16 protein-coding genes and 1 pseudogene are annotated in these 18248 nt (G+C 71.5%); 5 read left to right on the plus strand and 12 right to left on the minus strand.

From position 1 onward, the window contains the following. Nucleotides 1-411 precede the first annotated feature (411 nt). The 3 genes and pseudogenes from ACYQ8Q_RS44415 to ACYQ8Q_RS44425 all read right to left on the minus strand — a co-directional run. A pseudogene (locus ACYQ8Q_RS44415) lies at nt 412-528 on the minus strand (hypothetical protein); the annotation flags it as partial. A 36-nt stretch (nt 529-564) separates the two neighbouring features. Further along, complete coding sequence (locus tag ACYQ8Q_RS44420; RefSeq protein ID WP_460073085.1) at nt 565-798, minus strand: hypothetical protein; 234 nt, start codon at nt 796-798, stop codon at nt 565-567. A 142-nt stretch (nt 799-940) separates the two neighbouring features. After that, nucleotides 941-1384, minus strand: coding sequence for a DUF6069 family protein (locus ACYQ8Q_RS44425; protein ID WP_460073086.1), 444 nt, complete (start codon nt 1382-1384; stop codon nt 941-943). A gap of 154 nt (nt 1385-1538) precedes the next feature. Between ACYQ8Q_RS44425 and ACYQ8Q_RS44430 the strand changes: the two genes are divergently transcribed. After that, entirely contained in the window at nt 1539-2057 is a 519-nt protein-coding gene (locus ACYQ8Q_RS44430) for a MarR family winged helix-turn-helix transcriptional regulator (RefSeq protein ID WP_460073087.1), read from the plus strand. A gap of 39 nt (nt 2058-2096) precedes the next feature. Here ACYQ8Q_RS44430 and ACYQ8Q_RS44435 read toward each other — a convergent pair whose 3' ends face one another. The 7 genes from ACYQ8Q_RS44435 to ACYQ8Q_RS44465 all read right to left on the minus strand — a co-directional run bounded on the left by ACYQ8Q_RS44435 (nt 2097) and on the right by ACYQ8Q_RS44465 (nt 10341). After that, on the minus strand, nt 2097-2975 hold the full coding sequence (locus ACYQ8Q_RS44435; RefSeq protein ID WP_460073088.1) for an alpha/beta fold hydrolase: 879 nt from the start codon (nt 2973-2975) through the stop codon (nt 2097-2099). Continuing rightward, nucleotides 2972-3865 (minus strand): VOC family protein, encoded by an 894-nt coding sequence (locus ACYQ8Q_RS44440; protein WP_460073090.1) that lies wholly within the window; start codon nt 3863-3865, stop codon nt 2972-2974. Before ACYQ8Q_RS44440 ends, ACYQ8Q_RS44435 begins: the two co-directional genes overlap by 4 nt. A 34-nt stretch (nt 3866-3899) precedes the next feature. After that, on the minus strand, nt 3900-4736 hold the full coding sequence (locus ACYQ8Q_RS44445) for an alpha/beta fold hydrolase (RefSeq protein ID WP_460073091.1): 837 nt from the start codon (nt 4734-4736) through the stop codon (nt 3900-3902). Between the two features lie 81 nt (nt 4737-4817). After that, nucleotides 4818-6275: a benzaldehyde dehydrogenase gene (locus ACYQ8Q_RS44450; protein ID WP_460073093.1), complete on the minus strand. Its 1458-nt coding sequence runs from the start codon at nt 6273-6275 to the stop codon at nt 4818-4820. Nucleotides 6276-6393: 118 nt separating this feature from the next. After that, nucleotides 6394-7902, minus strand: coding sequence for a carotenoid oxygenase family protein (locus ACYQ8Q_RS44455; RefSeq protein WP_460073095.1), 1509 nt, complete (start codon nt 7900-7902; stop codon nt 6394-6396). A 276-nt stretch (nt 7903-8178) separates the two neighbouring features. Further along, complete coding sequence (locus ACYQ8Q_RS44460) at nt 8179-9141, minus strand: LysR family transcriptional regulator (protein ID WP_460073097.1); 963 nt, start codon at nt 9139-9141, stop codon at nt 8179-8181. A gap of 474 nt (nt 9142-9615) precedes the next feature. Then, a complete protein-coding gene (locus ACYQ8Q_RS44465) occupies nt 9616-10341 on the minus strand; it encodes an IclR family transcriptional regulator (protein ID WP_460073755.1) in 726 nt (241 codons plus the stop codon). A 123-nt stretch (nt 10342-10464) separates the two neighbouring features. Here ACYQ8Q_RS44465 and mhpD point away from each other — a divergent pair, with 123 nt between their 5' ends. From mhpD to ACYQ8Q_RS44485, 4 genes are all read left to right on the plus strand, one after another. Then, nucleotides 10465-11286 carry a 2-keto-4-pentenoate hydratase gene (mhpD, locus tag ACYQ8Q_RS44470; protein WP_460073099.1) on the plus strand — a complete coding sequence of 274 codons (822 nt, stop codon included), beginning with the start codon at nt 10465-10467 and terminating at the stop codon, nt 11284-11286. Between the two features lie 2 nt (nt 11287-11288). Next, nucleotides 11289-12248 (plus strand): acetaldehyde dehydrogenase (acetylating), encoded by a 960-nt coding sequence (locus ACYQ8Q_RS44475; RefSeq protein ID WP_460073101.1) that lies wholly within the window; start codon nt 11289-11291, stop codon nt 12246-12248. After that, on the plus strand, nt 12245-13276 hold the full coding sequence (dmpG, locus tag ACYQ8Q_RS44480; protein WP_460073103.1) for a 4-hydroxy-2-oxovalerate aldolase: 1032 nt from the start codon (nt 12245-12247) through the stop codon (nt 13274-13276). The genes ACYQ8Q_RS44475 and dmpG overlap by 4 nt, the downstream gene beginning before the upstream one ends. A gap of 1038 nt (nt 13277-14314) precedes the next feature. After that, complete coding sequence (locus ACYQ8Q_RS44485; protein WP_460073105.1) at nt 14315-15562, plus strand: MFS transporter; 1248 nt, start codon at nt 14315-14317, stop codon at nt 15560-15562. Nucleotides 15563-16018: 456 nt separating this feature from the next. On the opposite strand, the gene ACYQ8Q_RS44490 is transcribed toward ACYQ8Q_RS44485, so the two are convergent. Together ACYQ8Q_RS44490 and ACYQ8Q_RS44495 are read right to left on the minus strand one after the other, a co-directional pair. Then, complete coding sequence (locus ACYQ8Q_RS44490; protein WP_460060522.1) at nt 16019-16603, minus strand: MBL fold metallo-hydrolase; 585 nt, start codon at nt 16601-16603, stop codon at nt 16019-16021. Between the two features lie 43 nt (nt 16604-16646). After that, the gene (locus tag ACYQ8Q_RS44495; protein ID WP_460060520.1) at nt 16647-18245 is read right to left on the minus strand and encodes a thiamine pyrophosphate-dependent enzyme; all 1599 of its coding nucleotides are present in this window, start codon (nt 18243-18245) and stop codon (nt 16647-16649) included. Nucleotides 18246-18248 lie beyond the last annotated feature (3 nt).

Raw genomic sequence — 18248 nt, forward strand, 5'->3', positions numbered from 1 at the left:
GGACCCCGGCCGCGACGGGTCCGGGCAGCCCGGCCGGCCGCTGGAACAGGTCATCGAGCGTCCTGGCCGGCTCTGCCACGTAGGCCACCCGGTCGGGCGGCGCCGCCATCGTGGCCATGTCTCCCCTCGCGCGGAAGCGTTGGCACTCACCCAGGACGACGACGGCGCGCACACAGGAGCCGGCCGCCCGGGCGACGGCCTCGCCGAGGGCGGGGTCGGCGGGTCGACGGCGTTGGCCCGGTCCGGTCTGGCGGGGACGATCCTGACCAGGCCTTTGTCAGAGGTGCAGCGAACGAGATCCGTCATACGAAGTTCCTTTCCCGGGGCGCCCGTTCGTGGGAGTCGGACACGGCGGAAGAGCGCCGCCAGGGCCTGTCCGCCGCCGATGCGCATCGTGACCACGCCCGGTCCGAGGTCGCGCGGGACCAGGTCCCTGGCCACGCGCAGCGTGAGGATCGCCCCGGTGACGCCGAGCGGGTGGCCCGACGCGATGGCTCCGCCGTGTTCGTCGTCGCCTGCGCACCCCAGGGCCTGTGCGGCGCTCTCCTCGCACCCGCCGCGCTGTCACTGCCGACCACGGCCTTCACCGACGCCAAGGAACGCGCCAAGGCCTTCGGCGTCTGCGGCGCCATCACCGGGGCCGACGGCGCCGTCGGCCCCGGTGATGGGCGGCGCGTTGACCAAACACCTCGACTGGCGCTGGACCCACTGCATCGACCTCGCCTTCGCCGACGCCTCCATCGGCGGCGTGATCCCGCTCCAGCGCGCCGTCCACGACAAGACCGCCTGGATCGACATCCTCGGGCTTCCTGCCCGCCGCCTGGCACCGTATGGCGGAGCAGGGCCGCCCACCCCCTGCTGCCCCCGCGCATCGTGCCCGACCGCGACCGCGGCGCCTGCTTCATCCCGTGCGGGGCGGGCCGGCACGTCGGCGGAGCGCTCAGTCGCGACGGGCGGAAAGGGGCAGGACGCGCAGGTACGTGGGGACGGCGACGGCTGCGACGGCCAGGTGCATCACCATGAGGGCCACGGCTCCGCCCCAGCTGGCGCCGGGCTGGGTCTGGGCCATGCCGACGAGCACGTCCGGCACAAGGCTGACCAGCAGGACGACGGGGACGAGAACGCGCAGCAGTCGCCCGGGACCGGTGGAGCGGGCCCGGACCACGGCCCAGCCCGCCGCGCCGGCCATGATGCCGATGAGGGTGAGGGCGGCGTAGGTGGGCAGTTCGAGCGGCTGGAAGTCGTCCGAGGCGCCGGCGGCATGGGCGATCGCTGCGACGGCGGCGTCGAGCGCGGTGGCGACGACCGCCGCCGCCACGAGACCCCCGGCAATCAGTGCGCGACCGGGTCGAGCGGAACGGGTGGCGGTGAGTTCGCCGGTCATGGTGATCTCCTGGCTGTGGTGTCGACGCACAGGGCGCCGAAGGGGCGTTTCACTTAAAGCTTGAAGTCAGAATCTAATCATTGCAAGTTCAAGAATCTACTGATCCCGCACCCTGATCGCTTCAAGCGTGAAGTGAAAGGGATAGGTTCGGGGTATGACGAACGCTTCGGAACCCGACCGGCCGCAATGGCTCAACGTCGAGGAGCGCCAGGCCTGGGCCGCCCTGGCCAGCGTCCTCGTGCGTCTCAACAGCGCCCTCGACGCCCAGCTCCGCCGGGACGCCGACCTCGGACACTTCGAGTACGGAGTGCTCGCGGCCCTTTCGGAGGCGCCCGATCGAACGCTGCGGATGAGCGAGCTGGCCATACTCGCCGAGGGGTCGCTGTCCCGTCTGTCCCAGGTCGCCGCCCGGCTCGAACGCAAGCACTGGATTCGCCGCACACCAGACCCGCAGGACGGCCGCTACACCCTCGCGGTCCTCACCGAGGAGGGCTACGACAAGATCGTCGCGACCGCCCCCGGGCACGTCGCAGAAGTGCGGCGGCTGGTCTTCGACCCGCTGACCAAGGCACAGGTCCGGCAGCTTGCCGACATCGGTCAGCGCATCGTCCGCGCGATCGACCCGCCGGAGCGAAGCCTGGGGAACCCGCGTGGCGATGGGTCCCGGCCTTAGGCCCAGAGCCACACGGGCCGAGGACGAGCTGTCCGCCGGTCACCCCTGGGCAGGGGCGCAACCGGCTCCGAGGAAGTCGAGAACGACACGGTTGTGTTCGTCGGGGCGCTCGTACTGCGCCCAGTGGCCGACCTCGGCGCAGTGGTAGCGGGCACCGGGGATCGCGTCGGCGAGCCGACGGCCCGCCAGGTCGCCTCCGGGATTGCCGGTCCCCCAGTAGAGAAGGGCCGGCGTGGTCAGGCGGCCCAGGTCCGCGGGGCCCAGCCGGAAGCGGTCGGTGCCCTCGCCGCCCAGATAGGCGTGGGCCACCGCCCGCAGTGCCTTGTTCACGGCGGGATCGCCGTAGAACTCGCGCCGCAGCTGAACGATCTCCTCGTCGAGACCGCTGCCGGGGTCCGCGAACAGCAGTGCCATCCGGGCCCGGACCGCGTCCGTGGTGAGTTCGTCGAGCGCCGCGAGCTGTGCCGCCAGGGCGCGTCGGCGTACAGCGGCGTCGGGCGGGCCGGAGTCCGCGTCGAGGCCCATCGGGGTGGTCAGGACGAGCGAGGTGACCTGCCGGGGGCGGGCCAGCGCGTGCAGGGCGGCGATCCACCCGCCCAGGGACTGCCCCTCCACGGCGTAGTCGTCCCAGCCCAGGAAGCCGACGACTTCGGCGACCTGCGCCAGCCACGTCGGCAGCAGCTCCGGGTCGACCTCGGGTGTTCCGGACCGTCCGTGCCAGAGCAGGTCGAGTGCGGCGACGTGGAAGTGCCGGGCGTAGGCGGGGATGTTGTGCCGGAAGTTCTCCAGCGAGCCGCCCTGGCCGTGCAGCAGGAGGAGCCGGGGCCCCCGTCCCGCCTGCACGACCCGGGTGGTGTACGTGCCCCGGACCAGGTCCTCGCGGTGGTCCGGCAGGTCCTTCCACAGGGCCCCGGTCATGAGGTGACCGGGTTGGCGTCGCCGATCCACGCGTGCCCCCAGTAGCTGCCCACGGTGTCGACGAAGTACGACCTCTCCGGCCAGGTCGGCGGGTGGTCGCAGTAGCCGTACTCGATCTGGAAGCCGCCCGGTGTGGTCAGGTAGCAGGAGAGCATCCCGTCGTTGATGTGCCTGCCCAGGGTCCTGGCGAGCACGCCCCGTCCGGCGGCCCGGTCGAGGGCCCGGCCCACCTCGTCGATGGTCCCCACCTCCAGCGCGATGTGGATGCAGCCGGACGGTGCCCGCACCTCGCCCAGGGCCAGGCTGTGCTGTCGTTCGTTGCAGTGGAAGAAGCGGACCCGGGCGGGGTCGGCTCCCTGGCGGGGGAACAGCCGGGCGTTGGCGCGGCCCAGGCCGATCACGTCGGTGAAGAACGCGACCGTGGCGTCGTACCGGTCACCGGTGGGCAGGACGACGTGGCCCATGCCCGTCTCGCCGGTGACGAACGCGGGGACACCGACCGGTGAGACGAAGCGCCGGCCGTCCACTGCCGGGCCGCACGAGATCTCGTGCGTGTTCCCCGCCGGGTCGCGGAAGCTGACCATACGCTCGACCTGGCGGATCCGCAGTTCCCCGGCCGTCGCGTCGGCCGTCTCGATTCCGGCGTCGCGCAGTGCCTTGAGGGCTTCGTCGTAGTCCCGCTCGTCGAAGGTTCCCCAGCCGGTGGCGATCAGCCGGTCGGTGGTGTCGGGCAGCACGTGGAGGCGGGCCACGCGTTCGTCCAGCTTCAGTCGGAGCGTGCCGTCGGGGCCGTCCACGGGCATCGCGCCGAGCACCTCCGCACCGAAGGAACGCCACGCCTCGACATCGGTCGCGCCGATGACGACGTAACTGAGTTCGGACAGGTTCATCGGGCTCGTCCCCTCTCCGGCTCGGGCACCGCGCTCACAGGCCCTTCCTGCCGTGGAAGCCGGTGATCAGCCAGTCGAACTCGGCGGGCTTCTCCAGCTGCAGCCAGTGGCCGCACTCGCCGAGGACGTGCAGATGGGCGTGCGGCAGCAGGGACAGCAGCCGCTGACTGACCTCGACCGGGATGATGCGGTCCTCCCGGCCGTGGATCACCATCACCGGATGGTCGAGCGAGGCGAGGCGTTCCTGGTCGACGGCGTGGATGCCGCCCGAGAAGGTCGCCAGGTGGGAGCGGCGCACCTCGGGCCGGGTCGCGAGGTCCAGCCGGCGCCGGCTGAGCTCGTCGAGGTCACCGAAGGCGACCGGGTCGTACAGGAAGCACCGCATCAGGTCGGCGAGGGCCTCGGCGGTCGGATCGTCGTAGAAGGTGATGAGACGGGCGAGATCCGGGCCGGGGGTGAAGGGGATGCCGCCGGTGCCCATGAGGGTGATGCGGTCGACGCGTTCGGGGTGCAGGAGGGCCATCTCCATGGCGATCATGCCGCCCATCGAGTTGCCGACCACGTCGACCTTGTCCAGCCCGAGGGCGTCGAGCAGGCCGAACAGGGTGCGCACCCGCAGCTCGGTGAAGGCGGTCATGTCCGGCGGCGCCGGATCCGGATGCGTGCTGTGCCCGAAGCCCAGCAGGTCCGGGGCCACGCAGTCGAAGTGCGCGCCCAGCCGTTCCAGCGCGCCCTCCCAGTTCGACAGCGCGGTGACCCCCGGCCCGGAGCCGTGGAGGAACAGCACGGTCCTGGGCCTGCCCTCTCCGGCGCGGTTGACACGTACGACGTGATCTCCGACGGTCACGTCCTTGACGGAATAACTCGACATGCGTGAGTCCTCTGTGATGACGATGCCCGACGCCCTTGGTGACCCGGGGCGTCGGGCGCGGCTCGTTCTCTGTGCAGGCGCTCAGAAGGGGTAGTGCGGCAGCTCCGAGCGGACCGTGACCCACTGCGTCTCGGTGAAGGCCTCCAGGTTGGCCTGCGTGCCGCCGTGCCGGCTGCCGGTGCCGGAGTCCCCCACACCGCCGAAGGGGGCGACCGTCTCGTCGTTGATGGTCTGGTCGTTGATGTGGACCATGCCGCTGGGGACGCGGTCGGCGATCGCCAGCGCCTTCCCGAGGTCGGGAGTCAGGATGCCCAGGGAGAGCCCGTAATCGGTGCCCCGGGCCAGTTCCACCGCCTCGTCGACGGTCTCGAAGGTGGTGACCGGCGCGACCGGGCCGAAGATCTCCTGCTGGTAGGCGGGCGACTCGACGGGGACGTCGGCGAGCACGGTCGGACGGTAGAACAGCCCGTCGTAGGTCCCGCCGGTGACCAGCCGGGCACCGGCGGCCACCGAGTCCTCGACGAGGCCGTGCACGGCATCGCGCTGCCGTGCGTCGATGAGCGGCCCGAGGTGCACCTGGCCCGCCGCCGGATCGCCGACATGGAGCTTCTCGGCCCGCGCGGCCAGCCGGGACGTGTACTCCTCGGCGATGGAGGCATGGACGAGGTGGCGGGAGCTGGCCATGCAGGCCTGCCCCTGGTGCAGGAAGGACCCGAAGGCGCCCACGGAGGTCGCCGCGTCGACGTCCACGTCGTCCAGGACGATCAGCGCGGAGTTCCCGCCGAGTTCCAGGTGCGCCCGCTTCAGGTGCCGGCCGGCCAGTTCGCCGATGATCCGTCCCGCGCGCGTCGATCCGGTGAAGGCGATGACCCGGGTGCGCGGCTCGGTCACCACGGCCTCGCCGATGTCCGCGCCGCCGGGCAGTACCGACAGCACGCCCTCCGGGACGCCCGCCTCCGCGAAGATCCGGGCCAGCACGGCCCCGCCGACGACCGCCGTGCGCGGGTCGGGCTTCACCAGGACGGCGTTGCCCAGGGCGAGCGCCGGCGCGATGGCCCGCAGCGCCAGCAGCAGCGGCCCGTTGAACGGCGCGATGACTCCGACCACGCCCACCGGAACCCGGCGGGCCAGGCTCAGCCGGGGCTGCGCCGAGCGCAGCACCTCGCCGTAGGGGGCCGAGGCCAGCGCCGCCGCCTCGTAGCACTCCTGGACGGCGACGTGCAGATGGAAGGCCGCCGTCGCCGGGGCGGCCCCGGTCTCGGCCGCCACCCACTTCTGTATCTCCTCGGCGTGCTCCTCGAACAGCGCGCCCGCCCGCCGCAGCACCGCGGCCCGCGCCTCGAACGGCAGCGCGGCCCAGTCCGGTTGGGCCCGCTCGGCGAGGTCGGCCGCCTCGGTCACGTCCGCCACCGACGCCGCCCCGACCTCACCGAGCCGTTCACCGGTGGACGGGGAGACCACGGGTATGACACCCGCCCCGCCCTTTCTCCAGGTGCCGACGAACACCTGGGACTGCCATGTGTGGCCTTCCAGCAACATCTGGTTCCCGCCTTTCCAGAAAACGTTCGGTCGTGCCGCGTCCCGTCACCACACGGCGCCTTGGCGGCTCGCTCGGCACGGACGGGACGCGGCGATGAGTCATACCTGCTTGGGCGGATCAGAGGGCGTCGAGATCGGCGCCCGGGATCCAGGTGCCGTGGGCGCCGTAGCGGAGCCGGAAGGGCAGCTTGATGGTGGCGAGCGGTCCCGCGCCGACGTCCTGGGCGTCCAGCACGACGACCTCGGTGCGCAGTCCCTCGCGGCGGCCCACCAGCGCGATGAGATAGCCCTCGCCCTCGTCGGCGTCGTCGTTCTTGCGGACGAACACGCTCTCCTCGGGGGCCGCGTTCTCCCCGGGGTAGTAGTACGACGCCACCCCGGTCGAGGCGTCGAGGTGGGCGATGCTGTTGAACGGCGGGCCCACCGGGCCGAGGATGGCGCGCGGGCCGAGGGTGGGGTTGAACGAGCTGAACCAGCTGTGCCGGTGCTCGCTCATCACGGCCCGCGGGTCGACGCGCGGGAAGTCACCGGGGAACTGCGACAGTTGGGTGGAGGTGAACTGGCTGGCGCCGGTCGTGACCGGGCTGTCGCTGCCCTTCTTCATGTCCATGACCCAGCGCTGCAGCAGCGGCGGTTCCTCTTTGAGGACCTCACCGGTCGCAGTCTTGGGGAACTGCGAGAACCATCCGCTGGCCTGGACGAAGTGCTCGATGGTGACCGTGTCGCCGTTGGACCAGCCGTTGACCGTGTGTCCCTCCATCAGAGCCGCGTCCACCCGGAACCAGCGAATCCCCGCGACCCCTTCCTCACGCGGGATGACGGCGATGTGCGAGCGCTCCCGCGGGTCCCACATGAAGTACTGCGGCTCGGTCTTCAGCCGCTCGGCGTCGGCGATGAACGGACCGAAGGTGAAGACCAGATGGTCCTGCGTGACCACCCAGTCGTGCACGAACGACGCGTAGGGCGCGAGGAACTTCTCGGTGCGCGTGAGCACGCCCTTGGCGTCGATCTCGAACAGCACGATCTCGTCGTCGGGCAGCCCGCTGGGGAAGTACGAGAATGCGATCAGCTGGCCCGTACGGGGGTCGATCTTGGGGTGCGCCGTGAAGGTCTTCCCGGGAATCTGCCCGTTGAAGTCCCAGATCCCCCGGGTCTCCAGGGTGTGCGGATCGAGCTCGTACGGCAGTCCCGACTCCTTCAGAGCCAGCAGCTTGCCCGCGTGCCAGACGACGGAGGTGTTGGCGTTGGCGTCCGGGACACCTGCGACCGACGGGTCGTTGGTGTACGGGTTGCGGTAGGCACCGAACAGCGAGCGCCGCGCGGCCCGTTCGGCGAGGAACTTCTCGGTGCGCACGAACCGGGTCTGCAGATCCGCGTGGCCGTCCTTGATCCGGACCTTGTGGATGATGCCGTCACCGTTGAGGATCACGTCCACGGGATGGCTCGGCGGGTACTGGCCGTCGGCGGCGGCGCGCAGGAACGCGCCGTCCAGCTCGCGGGGGATGTCGCCCTCGACCTCCAGGTCGTAGACCTCGGCCTCGATCCTGGAGGGGGCGAAGTAGTCCTGGTAGACGAGAGTGTCGGGAAAACGTACCGGGGCAGTGTCCCGGTCAGGAGTGGTCGTCACGATAGACCGCCTTCAGCAGCAGCGGATCACCGGCCGTCCCGCCGGTGTGAGAACAGGGAAATTGCCTGGAGTGCGTCAGGCAGGGGCAGGGCGGCCGGGCGAACGGTCCCATTCGTTCGTGTCCGGCGAGCTCACCTGCCTCGGCTTCCCGGCCACTGTAGGGACGGATGGATGCGGAGGGAAACGCACTCCGTCAATGACGCCGATGCACAGGATCGATGTCGGTGCGCGGGGCAGGGACCGTCGCGAGGTTCGTCGGAGCCCTACGCGCGCGCGTCACGACGCGTCGCCGGGCTCCCGCGCGTACGCGGCGGCCAGGCTGTGGATCTGGCGGCGCAGCCACAGATGCGCCGGGTCGCCGTGGTCGCGCTCCGGAGGCCAGTACATGGTCTCGACCAGCGATGTCAGGGGCACCGGAGAGGGCAGGAACCGCAACTGCGCCGGGGTACGCATGGCCTCGGCGAGCAGCCGCGGCAGGAAGGTGACCATTCTGGTGCGCTGGAGCAGGAACGGCAGCAGGGTGAAGCTGGGTGTGGTCGCCTGCACGGTGTGCTCGACGTCGTGGGCTGCGAGTTCCCGGGGAAGCAGGGAATTGGCGTGTTCGGGGCCGGATACCGCGTGCTGGAGGTGCGGCAGCCGGCTCAGGTCGTCCACGGTGATCCGGTCAGCCACGTCCGGGTGCTTGTCCCACACCGCGACGACCAACTCGTCGGTGAACAGTGCCTCATGCGGAAACCGTTGCAACCGGTGCGCCACCACGGTGTGCCGCGGAGCGAACACGAGGTCGATGTCGTCGCGGCGCAGCCGGTCACTGCTGGTCTCGTCCAACGGCTCGATCCGCAGACGCACCCCGGGCGCACGCTCGCCCAGCACCTCGATCAACGGATGCAGCAGCAACAGCGCCACGTACTCGCTGGCCTGGACGACGAACGTACGGTCCCGCAGCCCGTCGTCCGGCAGCGTCGCCTCGCCGAGCATCCTGTCGACGTCCCGGAGCATCGCCCGCACCGGCACGGCGAGGCTCGCCCCGAGCGGCGTGGGCTGCATCTCGCTTCCGTGCCGCACCAGCAGCGGGTCGTCGAAGGCCCGCCGCAGCCGGCGCAGCGCGGCGCTCGTCGCGGACTGGGTGAGGTGGAGGCGTTGGCCCGCACGTGTGACGTGCCGTTCGGTGAGCAGGGCGTCGAGGACGACGAGCAGGTTCAGATCGAACTGCCGCAGATCGACATGTGGATCCGTCATGCCGCGCCCTTCACCTCGCCTGTGAGATGACCGCAAGCCTAGTCGTGGCGCTCTGGTGGTGGTCGTTGCCGGTGGTCATGTGGCGTCACTCGGGCGGCGAGTCCGAGTTCGGGCCCGGTGGGGGGGCGGGGGGCCGCTCCCGGGGTGCTGCCCCGGCTGGGCACCCCCGGCTGGGCACCCCGGGCCGGGCACCCCCGGCAGGCCCGAGCGGACCCGGACGATCAACCGGAAGCCTGGCTCCGGCTGTGGGCCGAGGGGCGCCCGCCCGCGGCCTGGACCGCCGACGCGACACCGGGCGGACGGCGGTCCCGTGGACGGAGCGGATCGACGGCGGTCTGGCGGTCGGAGCGGATCGACCCCAAGGGGTGGCTCGGCGCGTGCGCCGGATGGGTGGGATCGGAGACCGGATCGACCCGGACCGTCGATCGCGGACGCGGTCGACCGCGGATGCGGTCGAGCGCCGGTCGAGCGGCCTCACTTTCCTTCCCGTAGGGCTCGTGACAGCCCCAGCGCCGCCGTTCGCACGGCCGGAGCCAGCTGGGCAGGGCGGAAACGGGCCAGGGGAACCGCCAGCGAGATGGCCGCGACCGCGACTCCGCCGCCGTCGAAGACCGGGGCGGCGATGCAGGCCACGTCGACGGTCGCTTCCTGCTCCTCGTAGGCGAGCCCGGATGCCTGCGCCTGCTCGATGACCGTGCGCAGGCGCAGCGGGTCGCTGATCGAATGGGGCGTGAGCCGTCGCAGCGGAGCGGCCAGGACCTCCTCGACCAGCTCCGCCTCCGAGAAGGCGAGCAGCGCCTTGCCGACCCCGGTACAGGTCAGGGGCAGTCGGCCGCCGATCCGGGACGGCAGCTGTACCGCCCCGTGTCCGTGGATGCGCTCGACGTAGACCACCTCGTGGCCTTCGCGGACCCCCAGGTGCACGGTTTCGTGGGTCGCTTCGTACAGGTCCTGGAGGTACGGCAGGGCCGTCTCCCGCAGGCTGCTGCGCCGGGGAACGAGAGACCCCAGTTCGAAGAGTCTGCCGCCGAGCCGGTAAAGGTCGCCGTCGCGCTCCAGGAGCCGGAGCCGGACCAGGTCACCCGTGAGGCGGAACGCCGTGGTCTTGGTCAGGCCGGCCTGCCTGGCCAGCTCGGTCAGCCGAAGTGCGCCGCCGCCCGGTGCGAAGCAGTCCAGAAGGGCCACCGCCTTCTCCAGCATGTTTCCCGCAGACGTGTTCCGTGACATGGAACAGACTTTGCCACGCGGGATCGCGGCGACCTATACCGGATCACACGGGCGCCCTCCGGGGCCGCTGCCCGCCCATCCGTTCCGAGGAGCCACATGTCCGCCTCCCCTCCTCCGCCGCCCGCGGCCGTTCGCGCCGCGGAGACCCTCGCCGAGGCCGAGCGCACCGGAATCCCGTGTCCACCCGTGCGCAAGTTCTTCGCCTCCGACGACCTCGACGCCGCCTACGCCGCACAGCGGATCAACACCGAACACGCGCTCGCCGCGGGGCGCCGGGTCGTCGGTCGCAAGATCGGACTGACCTCCCCGGCCGTGCAGGCCCAACTCGGCGTGGGCCAACCGGACTTCGGTGTCCTGTTCGCCGACATGGCCGTGCCCGACGACGGTGAGGTGCCGGCCGGGCGGCTGCTCCAGCCGAAGGTCGAGGCCGAGGTCGCCCTCGTCCTCGGCGGCGACCTGACGCACCGCGACTGCACGGTCGCGGACGTCCTGCGCGCGACCGACTTCGCGCTGCCGGCCCTGGAGATCGTCGACAGCCGGGTCGAGGGCTGGGACATCTCCATCACCGACACCATCGCCGACAACGCCTCCAGCGGTCTGTTCGTCCTCGGCGGCCCGGTGCGCCCACTGGCCGGCCTGGACCTGCGCGGCGTGACGATGTCCCTGAGCCGAGGCGGGACGCGGGTCTCCACTGGCTCCGGCGCCGACTGCCTGGGCAGTCCGCTGAACGCCGCGGTCTGGCTGGCGTCCACCCTGGCCGCCATGGGCGACCCCCTGCGTGCCGGGGACATCGTCCTGACGGGCGCGCTCGGCCCGATGGCACCCGCCGCACCCGGCGACACCTTCCGGGCCGACATCACCGGACTGGGTTCGGTCTCGGTCCGCTTCACCCCCGCCACCGCACCGGAAGGGGCCTGAGCATGACGACCGGGAACCGCACCAAGGTCGCCGTCATCGGCTCCGGCAACATCGGCACCGACCTCATGATCAAGGTGCTCAGGCTGTCGGACACCCTGGAGATGACCGCCATGGCGGGCATCGACCCCGACTCCGACGGACTGGCCCGTGCCCGCCGTCTGAAGGTGGCCACCACCCACGAGGGAATCGACGGCCTGGTGAAGCTGGACGAGTTCGCCGAGGTGGACATCGTCTTCGACGCCACCTCCGCGGGCGCGCACCGCCGTCACGACCAGGTCCTGCGCGAGCACGGGCGCACGGTCGTCGACCTCACCCCCGCCGCGCTCGGGCCCTTCGTCGTACCGCCCGTGAACCTGGAGGAGCACCTCGACGCGACCAACGTCAACATGGTCACGTGCGGCGGGCAGGCCACCATCCCGGTCGTCGCCGCCGTGGGGGCCGTCACACCCGTCCACTACGGCGAGATCGTCGCCTCCATCGCCTCCCGCTCGGCCGGCCCGGGCACCCGCGCGAACATCGACGAGTTCACCGAGACCACGTCCTCGGCCATCGAGAAGGTCGGCGGCGCCGCCCGCGGCAAGGCGATCATCATCCTCAACCCGGCCGAACCGCCGCTGATCATGCGGGACACCGTGCACTGCCTGGTCTCCGACTGCGACACCGGCGCGATCACCCGCTCGGTCGAGGAGATGACCGAGCGGGTCCGCACCTACGTCCCGGGCTACCGGCTCAAGCAGGACGTCCAGTACCAGCCGGTCGCCGACGACGACCCGCTGCGCCGCCTGCTGCCCGCCGGGGAGCGCACCCGGCCCGCCCTGCGCGTCTCGGTGTTCCTCGAGGTGGAGGGGGCCGCCCACTACCTGCCCGCGTACGCCGGGAACCTCGACATCATGACCTCCGCCGCCCTGCGCACCGGCGAGCGGATGGCCGCCCTCGCGATCCCCCAGGGAGCCCGGCGATGACCACCACCGTCCAGCCGCTGTACGTCCAGGACGTCACCCTGCGGGACGGCATGCACGCCGTCCGGCACCGCTACACGATCGAGCAGGCCCGCGCCATCGCCGCCGCCCTCGACGCGGCCGGCGTGGCCGCCATCGAGATCGCCCACGGCGACGGGCTGGCCGGCTCCAGCGTCAACTACGGCATCGGAGCCCACACCGACTGGGAGTGGATCGAGGCCGTCACCGGCGCCACCCGCCACGCGGTGCCCACCACGCTGCTGCTGCCGGGCATCGGCACGATCCACGAGCTCAAACAGGCCCACTCCCTCGGTATCCGTTCGGTGCGCATCGCCACCCACTGCACCGAGGCCGACATCTCCGCCCAGCACATCGCCGCCGCACGTGAACTCGGCATGGACGTCGCGGGGTTCCTGATGATGTCGCACATGGCGGAGCCCGCCGAACTCGCCCGCCAGGCGGGGCTCATGGAGTCCTACGGCGCCCGCTGCGTCTACGTCACCGACTCCGGCGGCCGCCTCACCATGGACGGGGTGCGCGACCGCATCCGCGCCTACCGCGACGTCCTCGACCCGGAGACGGAACTGGGCATCCACGCCCACCACAACCTGGCCCTGGGAGTCGCCAACACCGTGGTCGCGGTCGAGGAGGGCGTCACCCGCGTCGACGCCTCCCTCGCCGGTCAGGGTGCGGGCGCGGGCAACTGCCCCCTGGAAGCGTTCATCGCGGTGGCCGACCTGATGGGCTGGGAGCACGGCTGCGACCTGTTCCCCCTGATGGACGCCGCCGACGATCTCGTACGACCACTGCAGGACCGTGAGGTCCGGGTCGACCGCGAAACCCTCAGCCTCGGCTACGCGGGCGTCTACTCCAGCTTCCTGCGCCACGCGGAGAGCGCCGCCGCGCTCCACGGCCTCGACACCCGCAGCATTCTGGTCGAGGTCGGCCGACGCAAGATGGTCGGCGGCCAGGAGGACATGATCACCGACGTGGCCCTCGACCTCGCGGCGGCCCGCGAGCCGACGGCCTGACCTCAGTGGAGGAGCGCCCGGACCGGCCGGGGGCGTCCGTCACCGGCCCCACCGAGGCGACTTGGGTTCCCGCCCGTGGGGAGGGGAACTCCGACCAGTGCCCCTGACGTTCGAATTTCCTGGGTGACGACCGCGGTGTCGTGGGCCGAGCCCGTGCGACACCTTCCAGCGCGGGCCGCAGCGCGTTTCCTGCACGGCCTCGGAGTCGGACAGCACGTTCGGGCTCTGCGCACCACCGTCGCGGCCGGAACCCGCAGCGGCACCGAGGGGCGCCCGATGGACGAGGGAGACAAGTCCGCGAGCATCGCCCCGGGCGGACAGCGCTCGCGATGCTCGCCAGGCACACGAACGCGCTCCCTGCCGGGAGCCGGCCGGGGCCGGAGACATTCCGGCGCGCGGGTCGTCGGTGATGGGGACGAGATCGTTCTGCGCGGTGGTTTCTCGGAAAGTCCGTGAGTGGCTGATCCGGCCGCTCGCACACGGGCCGTCCTGCGGTGACGGAGCCGGCGTTCACAGCGGGACATCCCGCAGCCAGGGCTCCCGGTGCTCGAAGGCGATGGGGGAGAGGCGGCCACCGTGGTCGCGGTCGCCGAGCCGGCGGGTATGGCGGTCGGCGGTACATGTCGACGGCTCGTCGAAGAGGAGGGTCCCCTCCTGGAGGTCATGGAGGCAGCGGAGGCGGCGATGGCTCGGCCGGTTCGAGGATCGCTGGAGTGAGCCGGTCGACACCCTCGGCCTGCCCGTGATGATCACGGTTTCCGCCGGAGACGCCCGTGATGAGATCACGGCCAGGTACCTGCTCTGGTGTCTGCGGCTTGCCCACCCGCAGATCACTCACGTGACGAGCGGTCGATCGGCTGGATCATGAACGCCCGCCGCAATGTGAGGGAGGGATTCATCACCCTCATGACCCGGCTTGCCCCGCACCGGCAGTTGCACGGAGAAGACCAGGCCTCCTGACTGATCACATGGCGGGGAACACCGTGTCAGGCCTATAACCCGTTGACGGGCGTGCCGCCCGTCCCGACGATCAGGCGCATGTCTGCCACCTTGGTGCCTCTGCGCCACCGCCCGTTCCGTCACCTCATCATCGGTACGACGGTGAACGTGCTCGGCAACGGGGTGGCGCCGATCGCCTTGGCCTTCGCCGTGCTCGACGCCACTGGCTCGGTCGGCTCGCTCGGGTTGGTGGTCGGCGCCCACTCCCTCACCGGCATCGTCTTCCTGCTGTACGGCGGGGTGCTGGCGGACCGGCTGCCGCGCGGTCCGCTGCTGGTCGGCAGCAGCGTGGTCAGTGCCGCGAGCCAGGCGATGACCGCCGTCCTGGTCCTCACCCACAACGCCGCCATCCCTCTGCTCATGGCGCTTGCCGCGGTCAATGGGGCGTCAAGTTCTTGCTACCAGCCCGCCGCCCAGGCCCTGCTGCCCCAGACCGTGCCGGCCGAGTCCCGCCGCGCCGCTCTCGCGCTCTCCCGGATCGGGGGCAGCAGCGCGATGATCGCGGGCGCCTCGCTGGGCGGCGTACTGGTTGCCGCGGTCGGCTCAGGTTGGGGCCTGGCTGTTGACGCGTTCAGTTTCGCGCTCGCCGCCGCCTTCTTCGCGCTGGTCCGCATCCAGGTTGCGCCGCCCGCGCCCAGCCCCGGCGTGGTGCATGAACTGCGCGTCGGTTGGCAGGAGTTCACCTCACGCACCTGGGTGTGGGTGATCGTGGTGGCTTTCTGCTTCCTCAACGCCGGCCTGACCGCCTCGTTCACCGTCCTCGGCCCGGCCGTCGCCGACACCACCGGGATCGGCCGCACCGGCTGGGGTCTGGCCGTCGCCGCGTCCTCGCTCGGCGCGGTTGCCGGCGGCGTACTGTCGCTGAGATGGCGGCCCCGGCGCGCGATCCTGGTCGGCTGCACGCTGATGGGCCTGACGGCGATGACCCCGCTGCTGCTCGCGCTCGCCCCGTACACCTGGGCGCTGGTCGTGGCCAACTTCGTGGCGGGCGTGGCTGTCGAGCAGGCCGGCGTCGCCTGGTACTCGACCCTCAACGAGCAGATACCCGAGGACCGCCTTGCCCGCGTCTACGCCTATGACGACCTCGGCTCCTACCTCGCGCTCCCGCTCGCCCAGTTCGCCGCCGGACCCGCCGTACTCCTCCTCGGTCTCCACGCCACCCTCTACGTGGCCGCCGCGCTCATCCTCCTCGCCACCCTCGCCATGGTCGCCACCCCCTCCATCCGCATGCTGGCCCCGAAGACCGCAGAACCGCTGCCCATCTCGGAAGGTCCGGCACCTGGCTGAGCCACTCGTTCCTGACGCGCAAGTAGACAGGGACAGGTGACGGTTCGAGGATGCGCCGGTTGAGGGGTTGTTTGGTGGTTTCTTCGGCGGCGCACGGGAGATGGTGTTTCTCTCATGATGTCGGCATCGGCCGCGAGTCCGCGACAGCGGTGTTGCAGTGTTCCCGTCTTTACGTCCTTTTTTCATTCGGGTCTGTCCGTTCCCTCGTTGCGGGTGGGGCCGGCTGTTTGCCGATGTCTGCCGGTCGGTGTTCGCAGGCCAGGGAGAACGCAGGCCCGACAGGTAGGCGGGACATCGGTCGTATGCACAGGCGTGCGGGTTTCTTCGGCCCGGGTTGTCCAGTGGGCGGGTGCCGCGTTCGAGCCGTACCGGCTGGACGGGCCGTCTGAGAGCCCGTCCGGCACCGTCGGGTGCCGTGGTGGGTGAGGGCTGTCCGTGCGGGGCGCGCGGGCGGTTCTAGACGGCGTACGGGACGCCGTGGTCGAGTACCTCGATCTGGCTGCCCTTGGGGCCGAGTCCGCGGAGCAGTTGGAGGTGGAGTTCCTGGTGGGCCGGGGCGAGTCCGGCCTGGTGGATCGGGATTGCCAGCTCGGGCTTGACGGATCGCAGGTAGTCGATGGCCTCGCCGATCTTCATCCACGGCCCGCCGATGGGCAGCAGCAGCACCTTCACGGGTCCGGGCGGCGGGAGGAAGGCGTCGCCCGGGTGGAACACGCCGTCGACCAGGTAGCCGGTGTTGGCCATGCCAGGGAGGTCGGGGTGGATGACGGCGTGCTCGCCGGCCACCGCGTCGACGCCGTCGGGTACCGAGCCGAACCGGACGGCGGGGTTGGCGGTGAGGAGTTCGGGGAGGCGGTCGGGGTCGTGGTGGTCGGGATGGTCGTGGGTGACCAGCACCGCGTCCAGGTTGCGCAGGGTCTCGAAGCCGGTGGACAGGGTGCCGGGGTCGAGCAGCACTTCCTGGTCTGTGGAGAGCAGGACGCAGGCGTGGCCGAAATGGGTGATCTTCATCGGTTCCTCGTCGGTGCGGCGAAGGTTCATGGGGCGTGCGGGAGGGGGTCCTCAAGGGCGGCGATGCGGTGGATCAGCCGTAGGACTCGTCGGGGGCCACTTCGATGTCGAGCACGAGCGGTTCGGACCGCTGTGCCAGGGACGGCAGGATCTCGTCCAGGGCCGCCGTCAGCTCTTCGTGGGTCGTGATCCGCCGGGCCGGGCAGCCCAGGCCGCGGGCGATGTCGCAGATGCGGACCTCGGTGAAGGAGGGCCAGGGTGCCTTGCCCCGCCCCGACTTCTCGGCGAGCCGGTCCATGATGGCGTACCCGCCGTTGGCCAGGACGAGGAAGAGCGTGCCGACCTGGTAGTGGGTGGCGCTCCACAGGCCCTGGATCGCGTAGAGCGACGAGCCGTCGCCGAGGACGGCGACCACGGGCCGGTGCGGTGCGCCCATCTTGAGACCGATGGCCGCGGGTAGCCCGAAACCGAGCCCGCCCGCAGCGGCGCTGACGAATCCGAGGGGAGCGCGGGCCGGCACCCGGCGGTGGAGTTCGGGGCGGCTGGACGGGGACTCCTCGACGAGGACGGTGTCGGGTGGCAGATGCTGGGCGAGCAGGTCGAACACATGGGCGGGGCGCAGCGGGCCGCCCGGTTCCGGCAGAGGCGCAGCCTGTGGGGAGGGCCGCCCGGACCGTGTTCCCTCGCGCGGGCGGACCCGCTGGGCGATCCGGTGGCAGACGGCGGCCGGGTCGGCGATGAGCGCCACGTCGGCCACGCTGTGGTGGGCTTCGTCCGCGTACGGGGTCACCTGGAGGACCGTCATGCCGTCCGGGACGAGTTCGCCGGGCTCGCGTGGGTACTGCCGCAGGACCGGCGCACCGACCACGAGGAGGACGTCGTGCCCGGCCAGCGCGGCGCGCACGCCGGACCGGCCCGCCGGGAGATGGCCCGCGAACGACGGGTGGTCCTGCGGGAATCCGGCGCGCGAACCGAAGGGCTCCTGCCACACCGGTGCCCCCAGACGCTCGGCCAGCTCCACCAGAGCCGCCCAGGACGCGTCGTCGTCGGTGCCTGCGCCCGCGACGATCACGGGGGAGCGGGCCAGGTCGAGGAGTGAGGTGAGGTCGTCGGCGGCGTCCGTCCCCGCCGGGGCCGGCCTGTGGACGACGGGCGGGGCCGCGCCGCGGATCGGGTCGGCCTGCTGTTGCCAGTCGTCCATGGGGACCACGACGATCGCCGGGCCCGCCCCGGCCATCGCTTCGTGGTGGGCGCGGGTGACGGCGGCCGGCACGTCCTGGGGCCGGGCCGGGTGGTTCGTCCATACCGGATACTCGCCCAGCAGCCCCTCCAGCCGGCCCGCGAGGAACGGGTCGTAGGCGAGATGGCGCCGGTCCTGCTGGCCGACGACGACCACGAGCGGCACGCGGTTGGTGCGCGCGGTGGCCAGCGCGCCCGCGGCGTTGGCCAGGCCCGCGGTGGTGTGGAGGTTGACGAACGCGGGGCGGCCGTGGGCCATCGCCCATCCGGTGGCCATGCCGACGACGGAGCCCTCGTGCAGGGCGAGGCGGAAGTCGAGGTCGTCGGGCAGGCCGGTCAGGAAGTCGATCTCCGTCGACCCCGGGTTGGCGAAGATGGTGGTCAGCTGGAACCGACGCAGTACTCCGAAGACGGCGTCACGGACAGTGGGCATGCG

The organism is Streptomyces sp. YKOK-I1, assembly GCF_054660435.1.